The organism is Thermomonospora sp. CIF 1, from assembly GCF_001896795.1.
Classification (GTDB): domain Bacteria; phylum Actinomycetota; class Actinomycetes; order Streptosporangiales; family Streptosporangiaceae; genus Thermomonospora; species Thermomonospora curvata.
This window is the reverse complement of sequence record NZ_MOYN02000021.1, coordinates 35,823-52,373: the sequence shown is the minus strand read 5'-3', so window position 1 is coordinate 52,373 and position 16,551 is coordinate 35,823. Positions and strand designations below refer to the sequence as shown.

Annotated in this window: 15 protein-coding genes; 5 read left to right on the top strand and 10 right to left on the bottom strand. The window is 70.1% G+C overall.

Features of this window, described 5'->3' with window-relative positions:
* Positions 1-102 precede the first annotated feature (102 nt).
* Positions 103-780: a TetR/AcrR family transcriptional regulator gene (locus BUE48_RS13525; protein ID WP_012853070.1), complete on the bottom strand. Its 678-nt coding sequence runs from the start codon at positions 778-780 to the stop codon at positions 103-105.
* Positions 781-1,261: 481 nt separating this feature from the next.
* On the opposite strand from BUE48_RS13525, the gene BUE48_RS13520 reads away from it, so the two are divergent.
* Positions 1,262-1,660 (top strand): RNA-binding S4 domain-containing protein, encoded by a 399-nt coding sequence (locus tag BUE48_RS13520; protein WP_012853069.1) that lies wholly within the window; start codon positions 1,262-1,264, stop codon positions 1,658-1,660.
* Between the two features lie 49 nt (positions 1,661-1,709).
* On the opposite strand, the gene BUE48_RS13515 is transcribed toward BUE48_RS13520, so the two are convergent.
* A complete protein-coding gene (locus tag BUE48_RS13515) occupies positions 1,710-3,089 on the bottom strand; it encodes an FAD-binding oxidoreductase (RefSeq protein WP_286990024.1) in 1,380 nt (459 codons plus the stop codon).
* Positions 3,090-3,794: 705 nt separating this feature from the next.
* Between BUE48_RS13515 and BUE48_RS13510 the strand changes: the two genes are divergently transcribed.
* The 3 genes from BUE48_RS13510 (at position 3,795) to BUE48_RS13500 (ending at position 5,052) form a co-directional block, all read left to right on the top strand.
* On the top strand, positions 3,795-4,274 hold the full coding sequence (locus tag BUE48_RS13510; protein WP_286990023.1) for an ATP-binding cassette domain-containing protein: 480 nt from the start codon (positions 3,795-3,797) through the stop codon (positions 4,272-4,274).
* Positions 4,219-4,425: a hypothetical protein gene (locus BUE48_RS24610; protein ID WP_245536858.1), complete on the top strand. Its 207-nt coding sequence runs from the start codon at positions 4,219-4,221 to the stop codon at positions 4,423-4,425. The genes BUE48_RS13510 and BUE48_RS24610 overlap by 56 nt, the downstream gene beginning before the upstream one ends.
* A gap of 147 nt (positions 4,426-4,572) precedes the next feature.
* On the top strand, positions 4,573-5,052 hold the full coding sequence (locus BUE48_RS13500) for an ABC transporter permease (RefSeq protein WP_502694613.1): 480 nt from the start codon (positions 4,573-4,575) through the stop codon (positions 5,050-5,052).
* A 553-nt stretch (positions 5,053-5,605) separates the two neighbouring features.
* On the opposite strand, the gene BUE48_RS24510 is transcribed toward BUE48_RS13500, so the two are convergent.
* The 7 genes from BUE48_RS24510 to BUE48_RS13475 form a co-directional block, all read right to left on the bottom strand.
* A complete protein-coding gene (locus BUE48_RS24510) occupies positions 5,606-6,283 on the bottom strand; it encodes a winged helix-turn-helix domain-containing protein (protein ID WP_353745292.1) in 678 nt (225 codons plus the stop codon).
* Positions 6,187-6,513, bottom strand: a complete 327-nt coding sequence (locus BUE48_RS24505) for a helix-turn-helix domain-containing protein (RefSeq protein WP_353745291.1) — start codon at positions 6,511-6,513, stop codon at positions 6,187-6,189. The genes BUE48_RS24510 and BUE48_RS24505 overlap by 97 nt, the downstream gene beginning before the upstream one ends.
* A gap of 204 nt (positions 6,514-6,717) precedes the next feature.
* Positions 6,718-9,006: an SF1B family DNA helicase RecD2 gene (gene recD2, locus BUE48_RS13495; protein WP_286990022.1), complete on the bottom strand. Its 2,289-nt coding sequence runs from the start codon at positions 9,004-9,006 to the stop codon at positions 6,718-6,720.
* Positions 9,007-9,194: 188 nt separating this feature from the next.
* Entirely contained in the window at positions 9,195-10,211 is a 1,017-nt protein-coding gene (locus BUE48_RS13490; protein ID WP_012853066.1) for a hypothetical protein, read from the bottom strand.
* A 16-nt stretch (positions 10,212-10,227) separates the two neighbouring features.
* Positions 10,228-12,150 carry a hypothetical protein gene (locus tag BUE48_RS13485; RefSeq protein ID WP_012853065.1) on the bottom strand — a complete coding sequence of 641 codons (1,923 nt, stop codon included), beginning with the start codon at positions 12,148-12,150 and terminating at the stop codon, positions 10,228-10,230.
* The gene (locus BUE48_RS13480; RefSeq protein WP_286990021.1) at positions 12,147-12,869 is read right to left on the bottom strand and encodes a toll/interleukin-1 receptor domain-containing protein; all 723 of its coding nucleotides are present in this window, start codon (positions 12,867-12,869) and stop codon (positions 12,147-12,149) included. The genes BUE48_RS13485 and BUE48_RS13480 overlap by 4 nt, the downstream gene beginning before the upstream one ends.
* Positions 12,870-13,014: 145 nt before the next feature.
* On the bottom strand, positions 13,015-14,310 hold the full coding sequence (locus BUE48_RS13475; RefSeq protein WP_012853063.1) for a helix-turn-helix domain-containing protein: 1,296 nt from the start codon (positions 14,308-14,310) through the stop codon (positions 13,015-13,017).
* A 231-nt stretch (positions 14,311-14,541) separates the two neighbouring features.
* Here BUE48_RS13475 and BUE48_RS13470 point away from each other — a divergent pair, with 231 nt between their 5' ends.
* Positions 14,542-14,991: a hypothetical protein gene (locus BUE48_RS13470; RefSeq protein ID WP_286990019.1), complete on the top strand. Its 450-nt coding sequence runs from the start codon at positions 14,542-14,544 to the stop codon at positions 14,989-14,991.
* 582 nt (positions 14,992-15,573) lie between these two features.
* Here the strand turns inward: BUE48_RS13470 and BUE48_RS13465 are convergent.
* Positions 15,574-16,464, bottom strand: a complete 891-nt coding sequence (locus tag BUE48_RS13465) for an aldo/keto reductase (protein ID WP_286990017.1) — start codon at positions 16,462-16,464, stop codon at positions 15,574-15,576.
* Between the last annotated feature and the right edge of the window lie 87 nt (positions 16,465-16,551).

The window sequence follows — 16,551 nt, the reverse complement described above, 5'->3', positions numbered from 1 at the left end:
CGGCGGCATGCCGGCGGGGTCCGTCGTTCGGAAACCCGCAAGGCCGGGGACGGCGGGCGGACCGGCCGCGCCGCACCGGGACGCGGGGCGTCCCGGTCGCCTTCAGCCCTGGGTGACGCCCGCAGAACAGAACTCCCAGATCTCCTCGGCGGTGATGGGACGGCTGTCGTCGTTGCCGGAGGCGCCGCTGGTCTGGGCGATGAAGGTCACGGTCTGCATCACCAGGGCGGCGGCGCGGCGGGGGGTGAGGGCCGGGCGCAGCCGGCCGGCCTCGGCGGCCCGTTCCATCAGCTCGGTGAACAGCGCCAGCAGCGGCGCGTGGGCGATCCGCACCTCGGCCGGGTGGGAGATCAGCAGCTGCGGGGAGAAGTCGGTGAACAGCGGACGCTCGGCGTCCGGGTCGGGGCGCGACAGCTCGAACAACAGCTGGACGGCGGCCTTGAGCTGCTCCAGCGGGTCGGAGTGGCCGGCCGCGGCGGCGCGGATCTGCTGGGTCACCCGGCGCAGTGCGTCCTCGAACAGGGCCAGCAGCAGTTCGTGCTTGCCGTCGAAGTGCTGGTAGAAGCTGCGCAGCGACTGGCGGGAGCGGTCCACGACCTCCTGCACGGTGAAATCGGTGGTGCCCTTCTCGGCGATGATCGCCTGGGCGGCGTTCAAGAACCGCTCCACCCGCTGCTCGGCCCGGAGCTTGGCGGCCTTGGTGGAGCGCTCGACCGCGCGCTGCTTCCAAGCCGGCTCATCGCTCAGGGCGTGCGTGGAGATATCCGTCTTCTGCGCCATGGGCAGAACCTTACTGCAGAGTAGTGGTAGGGATTCTATGCGCCCGCAGTTTATCTCGTTGCAGTGTTGAGAACATTACTCTCTTATTAAGAGAGCACTAATACCAGCGACTTCGCGGAGCTGGGGGAACCGAGACCGATGCCACTCCTTGCCCGCTTATCAGAGAGTGGGAGTTTCGGACGTCCGGAACCTTCTGCGGCGGCGAGAACGACCCCCGATGAGCGGACCGCCGGGACCGCTGCTTCCCGTCGCGGCGAAGACGGTTCCGGCGGGCCGCGGGCCCCGCGCAGGCGGGGAGGCGGCCGCTTGGGCGTTCAAGGCCCAAGGCCCTGGCCGGCTCCGGGGGACCACCGAGCTGTTGTGCGAGCCGTCCCGGCTGTTCCGTGGCTCCCGAGCGTCCGTATCTTTTCCAGGCCCTGTCCGGAACCTTCCCCGCGCACCGGAACGCCCGCGGCCCCGGCCGCGGCGCTAGTGTCGTGCCATGGCCGATGAGGAGGGCTCGGTACGGGTCGACGTGTGGCTGTGGTCGGTCCGGTTGGTGAAGACCCGCTCTCAGGCGACCGCCGCCTGCCGTGCGGGCCACGTGCGGGTCAACGACGTGCGGGTCAAACCGGCCTCGCCGGTGCGGCCCGGCGACGAGGTGCGGCTGCGGCTGGACGGCCGGGAGCGGATCGTCATCGTGCAGCGCATCGTGCGCAAACGGGTCGGTCCCCCCATCGCCCGGGAATGCCTGATCGACAAGAGCCCTCCGCCGCCGCCCCGGGAGGCGCTGATCCCGGTCGCCCAGCGGGAGCGCGGCGCGGGCCGTCCCACCAAGCGCGAACGGCGGGAACTGGACCGCCTGCGCCGGCAGTGGCGGACCCCGCCGGGACTGCTGTGAACGGCCGGGGCGTCCCGCCCGCCGGGCCGCCTCGGCGCGCGCCGGCCGCTCAGGCGGCGGGCGCGATGTTCTGGTTCATCCGGAAGAGGTTGTCCGGGTCGTACTTCTTCTTGACCGCGACGAGCCGGTCGTAATTGCCCCCGTAGTTGTCGCGGACGCGGTGATCGTCGTCGCCGGACATGAAGTTGACGTAACCGCCCGGTCCGGAATGCGGCTCCAACGCCCGGTGGTACTCCCGCACCCAGCGGATGTTGGCGTCGTTACGGGCCGGATCGGGCCACATCCCGGCGATCACGGTCGCGAAGGTCGCGTCCCGGTGCCCGAAGGCCGTGGCCCCCGGCGGGACGCGATGGCAGGCCCCGTTGATCGGGTAGATGTGGACGGTGGAGTTGACGACCGGCACCCGCGGCCCGTGCTGCAGGTGCGCGGCGATGGCGCCGTCGGTCAGCTCCGAAGCGAACGAGGCCTTCCAGTAGTGCTGCAGCCCGTACGGGACGAGATCGTCGAAGGCGCTGTTGAGCACCGGATAGGGCATCGGCGTGCGCAGCTCGGCGGCCGGGGGCGCCACGTCACGGAGCGGGGCCAGCGCGCCTTCCCCCTGCTCCAGCGGCCCCGCCCAGCACGAGACGAGAGCACAAAGCGGCTTGCCGTGCTCTGATTCGGGAACGAACGGCAGCGGCGGGGCGATCTGGAAGGCCGGGAACACGCCCAGCTCCTCCGGAGCCGTGGCGATGAAGTCGCGGTAGAACTCCAGCACATCGCGCGTCCGCTCCAGCGGGAAGAAGAAGATGCCCGCATAGACGTCCACGACCGGGTGCAGCCGGTATTCGAACGAGGTCACCACGCCGAAGTTCCCGCCCCCGCCGCGCAGCGCCCAGAACAGGTCCTCATGCTCCTTCTCGCCGGCCTCCAGGAAACGCCCGTCGGCGGTGACGACGTCGGCGGAGATCAGATTGTCCGCCGACAGGCCCAGGCCGCGACTCAGATGGCCGATGCCGCCGCCGAGGGTGAGCCCGGCGATGCCCGTGGTGGAGATGATCCCGCCCGTGGTGGCCAGGCCGAACGCATGGGTGGCGTGGTTGAAGTCGCCCCAGGTGCACCCTCCCTCGGCCCGGGCGGTCTGCGTATGCGGTTCCACGCGGACGCCGCGCATCCGCGCCGAAAGGTCGATCACGACACCGTCGTCGTTGGTGCCGAACCCCGGAACGCTGTGGGAGCCGCCGCGCACGGAAAGACCGAGCTCGTTCTCCCGCGCGAAGTCCACGGCCGCCATGACATCCCCGGCGTCGGCGCACTGGACGATGACGCGCGGCCGGCGGTCGATCATGGCGTTGTAGACCTTGCGGGCCTCCTCATAGCCGGCGTCGCCCGGGGTGATCACCCGGCCGCGCGCCTGCTCGCGCAACTGCTCTACGGTGGGTCTGGCCATCTCATCGTCCTCCTTGCGTCATGGGCCGGAGGATCGGAACACCGCAGGCCGGGACTCTCGCCGCGCGTCCGCTCCTTCCCCCGAACGAAAATGATCGAATCCAACCGGGCGGCGCCGTTTCCGCCACCGCCGCGCGCTGCCCCTGCCCAGAACCATGCGGGCCAAACCATCCGGCCGGCACGGATGATGACCGCTGAACCTTGTCAACACGCGGTCCCAGACACCGGGGACGGGAGCCGGGGTCCAGCGCCGCGATCCGCCACGTCGCGGCATCGCCCCCGACTGCGCCGTTCCCGCCTGTGACCTGCGGAGACGGCGTGTTGAAGAAGGTTCACCGGGAAGCTCGGCGTCCGCCCGGCCGTGAACGCGCGCGAAGACACGGGACCGTCTCCGAAACCGGGGATGTATAGCATGAGCGGCGTGTATGGAGGTGTCGGCTCCCTGAAGCTCCGCCGCCGCGCCTGACGGCGCGGCACCGAGTTCTTCTCTTCCCTGTGCCCGCCGTCCCGGTGGTCAGGCCGGGCGGCGTTGTCGTGCTGCCCGGCTCCGAAACGAGCTGCGGAGCACATGGTGGAGCCATTTCCTGCAAAAAGCCGGCCGGTACCCGAACCCCTTCTGGACACCGGCACGAGCGGGCCGCTTCCCGCCGGGAGCGGCGCCCACATCCGGGCTCGCGGGATCCGGGCCGTCCTCGGCGGACGCCCAGTGCTGGACGGCATCGACGTGACGGTCTCCCACCGGTCACGGATGGCCGTCGTGGGTGAGAACGGCCGGGGCAAGACGACGCTGCTGCGCGTGCTGTCCGGTGACCTGGCACCCGATGCGGGACGGGTCGGACGCGCCGGCACGGTGGGCATGGTCCACCAGGCGCTCGGCGCCCGCGCCGGGGAGACCGTCGGGACCCTGGTCGCCGAGTCGATCCGTCCCGCACAGCAGGCCCTGCGCGCGCTGGACCTGGCCATCGAGGGTCTGGAAAAGGGCGAGGACGACGCGGACGCCCGCTATACGGCCGCGCTGGAGGCCGCGACGCGCCTGGACGCCTGGGACGCCGAACGCCGGGTCGACATCGCCCTCCAAGGGCTCGGCGCATGCACCGACCGGGACCGCCGGCTCGCCACACTGTCGGTCGGTGAGCGCTACCGCGTGCGTGCTCGGCGCGAGCCACGACATCCTGCTGCTGGATGAGCCGACCAACCATCTCGACGCCGACGGCCTGGACTTCCTGACCGCCCACCTGCGGTCCCACCCGGGCGGCCTGGCGATCGTCACGCATGACCGCGTGCTGCCGCGCGAGGTGGCGGAGGAGTTCTACGACCTGGACCCGAGCCGGGGCTGAACCGGCTGGACGCGGCCTCGCCGCGGGCGGAAGACCTGAAGACGTTCGTGCCGGGCATGCTCACCATGCCGGCCGTCATGAGCACGCTGCTGGTCGGCTTTCACCTTCCTGCCGTCCCTGCGCGCCGGCGTCCTGGAACGTCTGGCGGTGACCCCGGCCGCCAGGCCGGCGCCGGCCCTGGGGCGGATGCTCACCGACGTGGTCGGCCTGCTGGCACAGTCACTGCTGGTCTTCGCCGTGGCGGTGCTGATGGGGTTTCGCGTGAGCCTTCCCGGCGCCCTCCTCATCCTGGGCGTCATGGTCTTGCTCGGGCTGCTGGTCGCCTCGTTCTCCTACGCGCTGGCCCTCACCCTCCGGGACGAGACGGCCTTCAGCTCCCTGGTCAACTTCGTGACGCTGCCGCTGATCCTGCTTTCGGGGATGCTGGTTCCCCTGTCCTATGCACCGGCCTGGATGGAGACCGCGGGAGCGGCCAACCCGCTCCGCTATGCGGTCGACGCGGTCCGGGCACTGGCCCGCGGCGACCTTGCCGCACCCGACGTTCCGCAGGCGTTCCTCGTGCTGGCCCTTCTCACGGCCCTCACCGTCACCTGGGCCGCCCGCGGCTTCCGGCGCGTCGTCCCCTGAACCCTTTGCGGCACCTGGCACCGGGCCGGGCGCCTTGGCGGCCCTGGTGCCGCGCCCCCGCGGGTTGCAGCGTCGTCTCCGGCTGCGACCTGCGGGAACGACGCGTTGCAAAAGGCTCCTTCATGCAGCGACCACGTGCGCTGAACCTTTTTCGGTACGAAGCCAATGAACCTTTTTCAACACGTGGCCCAAGACATCGGGGACGGGAGCCCCGATGGTCTCCGCTGCCGCGACGTTGCAGGTCACGGAATCGCCCCGGACTGGGATGCCCCCGTCCCGATCTGCGGAGACGGCGTGTCGAAAAGGGTTCAATGCGCCGCAGACGAGAGCCTCGACGATGTCTGGTACTACGAGTTCCAAGCCGCGGCATCGTCCCCGACTGCGGCGTCCCCATCGTGACCTGCCGGGACGACGTACTTGGAAAGGGCTCGAAGCACTCGGCCGGCACGTGACCGGGTGCGGGCCAATCCATACGGTTTTTGCATTAAGGCTCAGCAAGCGGGCGCGTATCGACTCGATGGTGAAAAAGGACTGTGGCCTTCGGCGTCAGCCGCTATCGGTCTCCCGCAGCGAGCGGAGCGCCAGCTGAAGCTGACCGACACTCACCCGCCGGCCGTTGTTGAAGAAGACGGTCGTGGAGTGCGCGGAGTCGCACGCCACGTCCCCCAAAAGACAACCGGCCGAATCCGTTCTGGAACGTCTCATCGGCAAGTTCGGCAAGGGAGGGCAGCAAGGACAGCCGTCCCTTTGCGGAGGCGAAGAACCTGGTCACCTCCGGCGCCAGCGAGGCGGGGCCGCTTTCGGCGACCAGCGTCGCCGGGGATCTGGTCTCCTCCACCAGGACCCGGCACATGTGCAGGAACGCGGCGGTGCCGCTTTCCCCCCTCGAGGCGCGGAACCGCAGTTCCGCACGCCCTCCGCCGGCGGTGACCAAGGTCCCGGCGGGAGCGGGGGCGGGCGGGTAGGCGGGCAGCGGACCGACCCACAGATAGTGGACGGCGAACCCGGCACGCACCTGCTCTCGGACGGCGGCGAGGGTCCCGGCGGGCCATCGCCCGGCGGCCTCCGCCTCTTTGAACCGGGTGAGCGCATTGACCTGCGGTATGCCGATCCGTTCCAGGACCCGGCCGACGCTCACCGGCGACAGGTGAACGCCGAAGACCCTCTTGATGAGGCGCTGCACACTGGTGCGCGTCCATATCGCGCTTCCTTCGCGGGACGGGGCGTCCACGAGCAGGGAGCGGAGCCGTGGGCGTCGCTCAGGCTGGGCGGCGGCCCGGGGGTCGGCCTGGTCCGCAGCGCCGCCGAACCGCCCCGCCGGTAGGCCCGCCACCAGCCGAACACCGTGGAGCGGCCGAAACCGGACTGCGCTGCGACCGCATCAGGTGATTCCCCGGATTCGATACGCCGGCAGACTTCCAGCCTTTCCTCGTAGGTCGCCCTGCGCCCCAATCTCGCCATGACCCGGTTGTCCAAAGCGTGGTTATTCGGGAACCGCCCGGCGGCTTATGGGACCTCTTTTCGATCCGCCGCTTTGCAGCTCAGACAGGTGCGTTCCGGTCAGGGACGGCAGGGAAGGGGAACGGCGCCCCTTGTCTTGGAGCCGTACCTTGAAAGGGCCGCCCCTGCCGGTGTCTTTCCTGCCCCCTGTGCGATCGAATGCCCTCACTCGGGAAGCGGGGCCGGCTGGAGCCGGTGGGCGAGCGCAGTGTGGCGGCGGCCCGTTCCCGGGGTGCGGACGGCGGCGGCCAGGGCGCGGCGGGACCCGACCAAAACGACGAGCTTGCGCGCCCGGGTGACGGCCGTGTACAGCAGGTTGCGCTGCAGCATCGTCCAGGCGCTCATGGTGATGGGGACGACCACCGCCGGATATTCGCTGCCTTGAGAGCGGTGGATGGTCACCGCATACGCGTGGGCGAGCTCATCGAGCTCGGCGAAGTCGTAGTCGACGGTTTCGTCCTCGTCGGTGACGACGGTGAGGGTGCCGTCCTCCAAAGACAGCCCGGTGACGACGCCGACGGTGCCGTTGAAGATCCCCGCCTTGCCCTTGTCATAGTTGTTGCGCAACTGGGTGACCTTGTCGCCGGGCCGGAACACCCGGCCGCCGTGGCGGCGCTCGGGGACGCCCTCCCGGTAAGGGGTGAGCGCCTCCTGCAGCAGGGCGTTGAGGCTGGCGGCGCCCGCCGGCCCCCGGTGCATGGGGGTGAGGACCTGCACGTCACGGCGGGGGTCCAGCCCGAAACGGGCCGGGATGCGGCGGGCCACGATATCGACCACCAGCTTGGCGGTCTCCTCGGCCGGGTTCAGGCCCGAATCGGCGGGCGGCTCGCAGCCGAACCAGAAGAAGTCCGAAAAACCGGTCAGTGCCGGCGGTCGCCCCGCATTGATCTTGTGGGCGTTGACCACGATCCCCGACTGCTGGGCCTGCCGGAAGATCTTCGTCAGCCGCACGTGCGGGATGACATCGGCGGCCAGCAGGTCGCGCAGCACCTCCCCGGCGCCCACCGAGGGGAGCTGGTCCACATCCCCCACCAGCAGCAGGTGCGCCCCGGGCGGGATGGCCTTGACGAGCTTGTTGGCCAGGACGAGATCCAGCATGGAGCACTCGTCCACCACGACCAGGTCGGCCTGGAGCGGGTGGTCGCGGTCGTACTTGGGGTCCCCGCCGGGCTGCAGCTCCAGCAGCCGGTGCACGGTGGAGGCCTCGTGCCCGGTCAGCTCCGCCAGCCGCTTGGCGGCGCGGCCGGTGGGGGCGACCAGCAGCACGGTGGCCTTCTTGGCCTTGGCCAGCTCCACCACCGACCGGACGGTGAAGCTCTTGCCGCAGCCCGGTCCACCGGTCAGCACCGCGACCTTGCGGGTGAGCGCCAGCTGCACCGCCTGCCGCTGCTCGTCGGCCAGCTGCTGCCCGGTGCGCCGGGCCAGCCAGCCCAGCGCCGCCTCCCAGTCCACATCGCCGAAGGCGGCCAGCCGGTCGGCATCGCAGCGCAGCAGCCCCAGCAGCGCCGCGGCCAGCGAACATTCGGCCCGGTAAAACGGCAGCAGATACACCGCCGGGACCTGGTTGCCGCCGGTGGTGCGCACCGTCTCCCGCACCACCCCTTCCTCGGCGACCAGCTCCTCCAGGCAGGGCCCGACCTGCTCGGCGTCCACCTGGAGGATCTTGGCGGTCTCACTCAGCAGGTTCGGCTCCGGCAGGTAGCAGTGCCCGGCGTCGGCGGCCTGCGAGAGCGTGTACCGCAACCCGGCCTTGATCCGCTCCGGGCTGTCGTGCGGAATGCCGACCGCCTGGGCGATGGTGTCGGCGGTCTTGAACCCGATGCCCCACACATCGGCGGCCAGCCGGTAGGGCTCCTTGCGCACCACCTCGATGGCGTCGTCCCCGTAAGTCTTGTAGATGCGGACCGCCAGGGAGGTGGACACCCCCACCTCCGACAGGAACACCATCACCTCTTTGATGGCCTTCTGCTCTTCCCAGGCCTCGGCGATCCGCCGCATCCGCTTGGGCCCCAGCCCGTACACCTCGGTCAGCCGCTCGGGCTCCTCTTCGATGACCCGCAGGATGTCGGTCCCGAAGTGATCGACCATCCGCTCGGCCATCGTCGGCCCGATCCCCTTGATCAGCCCCGATCCCAGGTACCGCCGCAGCCCCTGGACGGTGGCCGGCAGCACCGTGGTGAACGAGTGCACCTGAAACTGCCGCCCGTACTTGGCATGGGAGGTCCACCGCCCCCGCAGCCGCAGGCTTTCGCCGACCTGGGCCCCATGCAGCGGCCCCACCACGGTCAGCAGCTCATTCCCCGACCGCTCGGTGGCGATGCGCGCGATGGTGTACCCGGTCTCCTCGTTGACGAAGGTGATGCGCTCCAGCACCCCTTCCAGCACCGACTCGCCCCGCACCGCCCCGGACGCAACAGCCTCGGGCAAGGGACGCCGCTCATCCACGTCGGCCATTCTGCCGCCCCTGCCCGCGCTCTTCGCCGAGATCGCCCATGCCGCCCGTATCGGCGCACGGCCGACGTGCACGGAGGGAGTGAGCCTCTCCCCACCAGGCCGTTCCCGGCGGCTCGGGACGTGGCGGTCGGGAACGCCGCCGCTGCCGTCGTGACCTGGGAGACCGCCCGGGTTCGAAGCGCCGTCTCTCACGCCTGGGGCTCCGGTGGGGCGGGCTCGTCCGGAGACTCGGGCGGCGGCATGAATCGGCGTTTGATCTCTTCGGCCTCCTCCGGGAAGCCCTCCTGCTCCAGCCATTGGGCGAGGCGGCAGGCGCGCAGGTACCCGTCCGCACTGCCCTTCGGCCAGCCCAGGGACTCCAAGAACGCCGCCAGATGATCAACGGGGGAGGACGGGGCCGGGAAGGCCCCGTTGCGGTGCGCGGCGTCCGGGACGAAACACCGCAGCACCTCCGGGAGATTCTCGTTGTTGGCCGCGGCGGACAGGGACGCGAGCAGGGGGATGCTCTCCACTGTCTGCTCCAGCTTCTCGTCGTTGCGGGCCAGCCACCACACCACCGCGCTCCCCGGGTCCTTCAGGACGTCCTTGCCGAGGTAGTCGCGTTTGCTCTGCTCATAGGTGCGGGCGTGCTCCCACAGCTCTTTCTCCTTGCGCACGCCGGCGAGCCGCTCCAGGCGCTCCCGGTCCTCCTCGGGCAGGGCGAGCTGGACGGACTCGGCCATGGCCAGGACGCTCCCGGTCTCGTCGGGCTGCGCCCAGCCCAGGACTCCGCCCAGTTCGTGCCGCAGGAGGGAGACGTGCTCAGGGGGGTAGCGGCGCGTGACGACCATGGCGCGTTTGACGATGGCGTTGGCGGCGAGCGCGGCCATGTTGACGCGGGGCTCGTCCGGGACGTGCCCGGTCGGCACCCACCGGACGGCCGCCGAGAACAGGAAGTAGTAGTCCTCCCGGGAGCTGGGGAGCCGAACGTCGGAGACCTGCTCGGTGACGGGAGAGGGCGAAGGTTCGGGCCGGTGGATGAATTCGGGCTCCGCCGTTTCGCGGAGGAGGAACTCCGGCCCGGTCCGCACTAGCAGCGCTCCCACGCCCGCGATCACGAACGCCAGGGCGAGGGACACCCACAGCGGCCAGGGCCGTAGGAAAACGAGGCCGAGGAGGATCAGCCCGGCGGCTATCGCCGAATAGGTGAGACGTCCGGTGAGCACGGTGTCCCTCCTCCGCTCAGCGGAGCCGAATGCCCTGCACGTCGTTGATCTGCCGGAACAGGAACTCGCCGATGCACGGCGGCAGCCCTAGCCGGTAGGGGAGGCTGTGCAGGTGAGCGAGGACCCGGGGGTGTTGCGCAGCCCCCTCGATGAGCACGGTGAGCAGCTCGTCGCGGTGGCGTTCGTCCTGGGCCGCCATCTGCAGCCAGCGCCGCACCGTGGGCTCCCACACCTCCTGCGGCGCGGTGAAGGCGGCGTCCCACCCGCGGGTCAGCAGGCGGCGAACGCCGGCCTCGCCGATGAGGGTCCGGTGCCGCGGATCGGGGGCGGTGATGATGTCCGGGGCCGCGATCTGCAGGAAGATGCCGGTGTCGGCCTCGGCGAACCGGCCGCCGCCCGCCCCTTCCCGGGTGAGCCGCGCCAGCAGTTGACGGAAGGAACGGCGGCTCTCGCCGGCCATCTCCACCAGCGCCCGGCGGGCTTCTTCCCGCCAGGTGCGGCGCGCCATGTGGTGCAGCCGGACCAGCGCCGCGTCCGGGTGACGGCTCGCCACCACATCCCGGCAGGCGTCGATCATGAGCTCGGCCAGGCCGCGCGGGATCTCCTTCCTCGTCGCCCATTCGTAAAGGTGCCCTCGGAACCTTTGCCCGTGCCGCTCGTGCCGTAGCCCTCCTTCCAGCAGGATCCTGGCCGCATCCCGCCGTTTGCCCTGCCGGTCGGCCCACCGTTCGATCAGCTTTTTCATCACGTCGTCGTGCCGGTCGCCCAGGCACTGCTCGGCGAACCGTTCGATCAGCTTCCGCCACTCCGCCGGTGAGATCTCCGGAGAGTCGGCGATCTGCTCCAGCCAGACCGGCAGGTGCTCGCGCAACTGGGGAAGGTTGACCCAGAAGTAAGAACGCACCGCCGCGTCGTAGGTGAACTCACGGAACCGCACGGCACGGGAGGAGGCGTCGATCTCCGCGCCGATCTCCCTGAGGCGTTCGCCGAACGTCGCCCCGTCGAGAGGAGCGTCGTCTCCGTGGGCGCTTCCCAGTATTTCCAGCAGGAGCGAGCTGGCCCGGTAGACGCCGTCAACGTGGGCGCCGTGCAGCATGCTCACGGTCAGCAGCAGGGCGCGCTGCGCACCCTCCCGCAGTTGCTCGGCTTGTTCGGCGGCGGCCTTGGGAAGGTGGAAGAACGCCCTCTCCGTAAGGGACCACCACGAGGTGAGGTTTCCCTCGCCTCCCGTGCTGTTCCGGGCTTTGATGAGGGAGCTGACGAAAGACGATATCTTCCCCAGGCTGGTCTGCTTTTCCAGGATCTGGGACGGGGGGAGCTCCCAGTCCTCCTCCGTCTGGAGGAGCCCTTCCGCTCTGAGGTGCTGAAGCAGCACGCCGCGCCGTTCCGGGGCTTTGATCTCCACTACGTACCGGCTGTGCTCCGAGGGCAGGTCGTGCCTGGGATGGGGCAGCACCACCACCAGGTGGGCCTTGCGTGCGAGCACGGTGTGACGGAGCGCGGGGAGTTCGCCGGAGAACCGCCGCCACTGCTCTTCAGACAGCTCCGACAGGTCGAGCCACAGCCGGTCGCCCTCGGCGATGCGTCCGTCGTTCAGCGGGGCTTCGCCGTCCCGGTCCTCCCAGAGCAGCTCATAGATCTCTGCAGAGCCTTCGCCTTCCTCCCAGAGCAGCATCTTCGCGGTGGCGATTCGGCCGCTGCCCGAAGGCGCGTCGAGGAACACGGTCCGGTGCTCCCGCAGGACGTCCAGGGCTCGACCGAACCCTTCCGGGCGTACGAAGCGCAGGAAAAGCCGCCGCAGGTCCTCCGCCGGGTGCCTGCGGCGACTTCTGCCGGGCGTCTGGGGCGGGGAGAAGTAGAAGGTGTTGTTCTGCGGGCCGTTGCCCAAGTGGGCCGGGCCGGCGGTGCTCTGAAAGAACGGGACCGGCGGCTCGTTCACCGCTCCTCCTCGCGGTCTTGGGACTGCCCGAAGCTGTGGCCGAGGTTCCCGCGCAGGTCACCCGCGACGTAGGTGCCGCCGTCCCTGAAGGAGATGTTGTTCTGGTCTCCTGTGCCCAGGTGGAAGGCGCCGTGGCCGCCTTTGAGGTCGTAGCCGACGACACCGTTGAAGTCCCGGGTCTGCACGACCGGTCCCTGGTGCACCTGGCCGACTGAGTTCCGCGTCGTCCCGGCCTCCGGGGCGGCCGGGGCGTTCCGGTCCGCCTCCCGGAGGGCCGGCACGAGCTTGGTGAGCGTGTCGCCGATTCGGGCCAGGTCGCCTTTGTTGTCGCGGACGTCGAGGCGAAGGGACTGCATGTCGGCGAGCCAGCGCAGCTCCCGGGGCAGCTCGGCGCGGTCGAGGCGGGCGGCGCCGCGGCCCTTCAAGACCGGAAGGACGGGGATCCCGCACTCCCGGGCCTCCAGGAGCTCGCGGCGCACCCAGTCGTCCGCTTTCCTGAGCCGGGGGTCGCGGGCCCACTCCGGCCCGATGACGGCGATCAGCACCGAGCAGCGCCGCACCGCCTGGCGCAGCCACCGGGTGTAGTCCTCCCCGGGCGGGATGGACTTGCCGGCCCGGAAGATCCGGTCGTCGCCGAAGCGGTGGGACAGGGCCTGCTCCAGCAGCGCGGCGGCTTCGTCGCCGTCTCCCGTGCGGTAGTTGATGAAAACCTCGTGCATGCGAAAATCGCCCTTTCTGCAAGTGGTGGACTGGGGTTTCGACGTGCGGCCTCAGCGGGCCGGGGCGCCTCGGCGCGTCCGAGAGGCCGGGCGGGTCACCGCGGCGCCCGCATCCGGGGCGGTGGGGACGGCGGGCCGGGAAGGTTTATCGCAGCGCCGAGCCGAGCTCCGGCAGCAGCGCGCGCACCGAGGCGTTCTTCGGGTACCGGGCCAGCGTGCGGGCCAGGGCGCGCAGGTCGGTGGCGATGGTGGCCGACCCCACCGCGGCCGCACCCTCCAGCAGGGGCCGGGTCAGCCGGCAGGCGTGCTCGATCTCACCGGCCGCCGCGTAGGCGAGTGCGCGGCGCGCCCCGTAGCGGACGCGGGTCCGCAGGGCCTGCGGCGGCACGCGGGCCAGTTGCCGGTCCAAGACCTCCGCGGCGGCCTGGGGCCGCCCCAGGTCGTGCAGGCACCAGCCTTTGACCATCTCGGCGGGGTCGGGGAGGTGCATGCTGCCGATGACCGGCGCGTCCGAGTCCGATGCACCCTTGGCGAGCAGGGCGCGGGCCCGGTCCAGGCTGCGCATGCACGCGTCGTAGTCACCCGCCAGCGCATGCCCTTGCGCCTCCCGCTGCGCCGCCAGCCCGCGGATCCGCGGGGGCGCCTTCCGGTCCTGCGCCCGGGCGGCGAGGGCGATGGTCTGCGCGGCGTCGCCGCGGTAGAGCGTGATGAGGGCGCGCCGGACGAACCCGTAGGCGCTGAGCTGGTGGTCCTCGCCCGCGGCCGCGAGATCGACGGCGCGTTGCGTCCACCACAGCGCGGCCCGCTCATCGCCGCTCTCTTGGACCAGCCAGCCGACGTACTCGGCGTAACGGGAGCCGAGCCGCAGCAGCTCTTGGCGCAGCCGGGGCCCGCCGCGCACGGCCAGCTCGCGGAGCGTGTGCGTCTGCGCGATGAGCACGGGCAGCAGCAGCCCCGGCTCGACCGACTGTCCCAGCCGCCGATAGTGATCGAACAGCGCCCGGGAAAGCCCCAGCAGCGAGGTGTCGGAGACCTTTTCCTGGAATTTCGGGCCGTCCATTCCGAAGACGGCCAGGGACGCGGCACCGGCCGTCACCGCCTGGCGGCGGCTCAAGGAATGGAACCGGTTGGGACCGTCCACGGACATTTCCATCAGCCACACTTCGTTCTCGCCGTTTTTGGAGGTTTCCTCGGCTCCCGCGTCGGCGGCTTTCGGGCCGGCCCATGTCTCCCGCGCCAGACGGACGAGCGCCCCGCCGGCCTTGAGCTCGGCGTCGCACCGGCTCACCAGCCCGGGGCTCGGCTTTTTGAGCCCTCGCTCCACTTTGCTCAACTGGCTCTTGCTGTAATGGACGCGCAACGCCAGACCGGTAAGGCTCAACCCGGCCGCAAGACGTCTCCGGCGCAGTTCCTCCCCGAACCGGCCCGGTTTCTCGACCACCCGCACCTCCTCGCCCGCCGCCTGCGTGACTGAGAGCCCTGCACGTCAGATTCCTGTAGCGAATGGTGACGAACAAGCCCTGGACGGCGTTTCCCGTTTCCTCTTGGCCGTCTCCGGGAGAGCAGAGGAATTCCTCGGCGTCGGAAGGGGAGAAAACAAGAGATCATCGCAGCGCGAGAGCGCTTCCGTGAGACGCGCAGACGGTGGGATCGGCGAGGAGGGCAGCCGGTGATGGGACGACGTGGAGTGGCCTGGGCGGGTGTGCTCGGCACGCTGGTGGCCGCGGTGGCGATGCTCCTGTACTGGCGGGTCAGAGGGCTGGAGGAGGCCGGCTGGCTGGCCGGTGTGCTGGGGACGCTGGCCGGGATGGCCGCGTTGGCGCTCACTTTGCTGGACCGAGTACGTCCTCGTCCGGCGCCCGCCCCTTCGGGAGAGCCGGAACCGGCGAGCGCGCCCGGCCGGCAGTCTGTTCACGGCGGCGGGGACACGATCAACACCATCAGGGGAGTTGTCAGCGCCGGCCCGTTGATCATGGGGCGTGACATCACCGTCGCAGACCGATCTTATTGCCGACAGGGGAGCCCTTCGATATCGACAGAAGGCCCGCAAGGCGGGACAGGACAAATGATCGGGAGCGAGCCTTCTTCTTATGAGGGGAACGGCGTACTACGTGAACTATAGCGGCTGCCGGCTGCCGACTTCCGTGTCAATCGAGAGTACGCCACCGGTACGGCGAATCATATGACCTGACTATGGTCAGGTAAATCGCGCTCCTGGAGGTGACGGCCAGGTGACACTAAAGTCTATTGGTCATCTTCATTTCACCCTCGAGTGGGACGAGTGAGACTCGGAAAGCGCGTCCTGTATCGCAGATAACGGGCTGGCGTGGGCGTCCGGCGCCACCATGGTGCTGACCTGCTTGTACGGTGGCTGCTCGCCACCCATGATCACCGAGGGTTCAATCGTGACGTGCTCTTCGGCGAGCGAACACCTCAACTAGATCGACTTGCCCGCAGGCCCGCACCCGATAGGTGCAGGTCTGCGGGCCCAGCAGTGAAACTGGCCGTCAAAACCAGACCGCCGAGAAGTCACGAAAGGTAGATGGCCGGGCGCTGCCGCATCACTTTTGAGCCCGCTCCGCCAGCCTTGAATAACCGCCGCAGGTTGACCTCTCGGAGCGCAGCCGGAATCCGTATTCGGAGCGGTACGGCCCACGAGGCGCCGACGCTCACCCCATGCCGGAGCAAGCTCCAAAAATCCCGGTCAGAGGACCGGGGGACCCAAAGGACGGACGTTCTCAAGGACGTTCAGGTCGTCTTCATCCAAAGGGATGCGGGCGGCGGCCAGGTTCTCCTCCAGATGGGCCAGGGAGCTCGTGCCGGGGATCGGCAGCATGCGGTCGTAGCGGGCCAGCAGCCATGCCAGGGCGATCTGGGAGGCCGTGGCGTGGTGCTTGGCCGCCACCGATGCGATCGCCGGGTCGTTCGCGAGGGCCTGCGGGCCTCCGGTGAACGCCGAGCCGAGCGGGTAGTACGGGACGTAGGCGATGCCGCGCTCCCGGCACAGCTCGAGGACCGGCTCGTCTGCGCGGTTTCCGATGCCGTACGCGTTCTGCACCGCGGCGATCGGGGCGATGCCCAGGGCCGCCTTGAGGTCGTCGGCCGAGGCCGCCGACAGGCCGATGAGGCCGACCTTGCCCTCATCGCGCAGCTCGGTCAGGGTGCCGAGCCGATCGGCGAGCGGCACCGGGTCCGGACCGGAGCCTCCGACGCCCAGCCGCAGGTACACCAGGTCGATCCGGTCGAGCCGCAAGGTGCGCAGGTCCTGCTCGACGGTCGCCCGGAGCTGCTCGGGACGGGAGGCGCGGATCCAGGCGCCCGTCGCGTCCCGGGCGCCGCCGACCTTCGTCGCGATGAGCAGGCCGTCCGGGTAGGGGTGCAGTACCTCGGCGATGAGTTCGTTGACGACATCGGGGCCGTAGACCTGCGCGGTGTCGATGTGGTCGACGCCGAGTTCCACGGCGCGGCGCAGGACGGCGCGGGCCGCGTCCGGGTCCTTGGGCGGCCCGAACACTCCTGGACCGGCGAGCTGCATCGCCCCGAACCCGATGCGCCGCACGGCCTTGTCACCAAGCGAAACGGTCTGCTTTGCCATGGCCCCACTGTCGGCTCCGCGCACCGCTCTCAACCAGAGACGGCGAGATCCTGGGACGGACAGACCCACCCTCATCGACGCACCCGG

Bases quoted from the DNA above. Each gene is read 5' to 3' on its own strand.
- BUE48_RS13525 (WP_012853070.1), bottom strand. From the start codon at position 780: ATGGCGCAGAAGACGGATATCTCCACGCACGCCCTGAGCGATGAGCCG.
- BUE48_RS13520 (WP_012853069.1), top strand. From the start codon at position 1,262: ATGGCCGATGAGGAGGGCTCGGTACGGGTCGACGTGTGGCTGTGGTCG.
- BUE48_RS13515 (WP_286990024.1), bottom strand. From the start codon at position 3,089: ATGGCCAGACCCACCGTAGAGCAGTTGCGCGAGCAGGCGCGCGGCCGG.
- BUE48_RS24505 (WP_353745291.1), bottom strand. From the start codon at position 6,513: ATGGCGAGATTGGGGCGCAGGGCGACCTACGAGGAAAGGCTGGAAGTC.
- recD2 (WP_286990022.1), bottom strand. From the start codon at position 9,006: ATGGCCGACGTGGATGAGCGGCGTCCCTTGCCCGAGGCTGTTGCGTCC.
- BUE48_RS13480 (WP_286990021.1), bottom strand. From the start codon at position 12,869: ATGCACGAGGTTTTCATCAACTACCGCACGGGAGACGGCGACGAAGCC.
- BUE48_RS13470 (WP_286990019.1), top strand. From the start codon at position 14,542: ATGGGACGACGTGGAGTGGCCTGGGCGGGTGTGCTCGGCACGCTGGTG.
- BUE48_RS13465 (WP_286990017.1), bottom strand. From the start codon at position 16,464: ATGGCAAAGCAGACCGTTTCGCTTGGTGACAAGGCCGTGCGGCGCATC.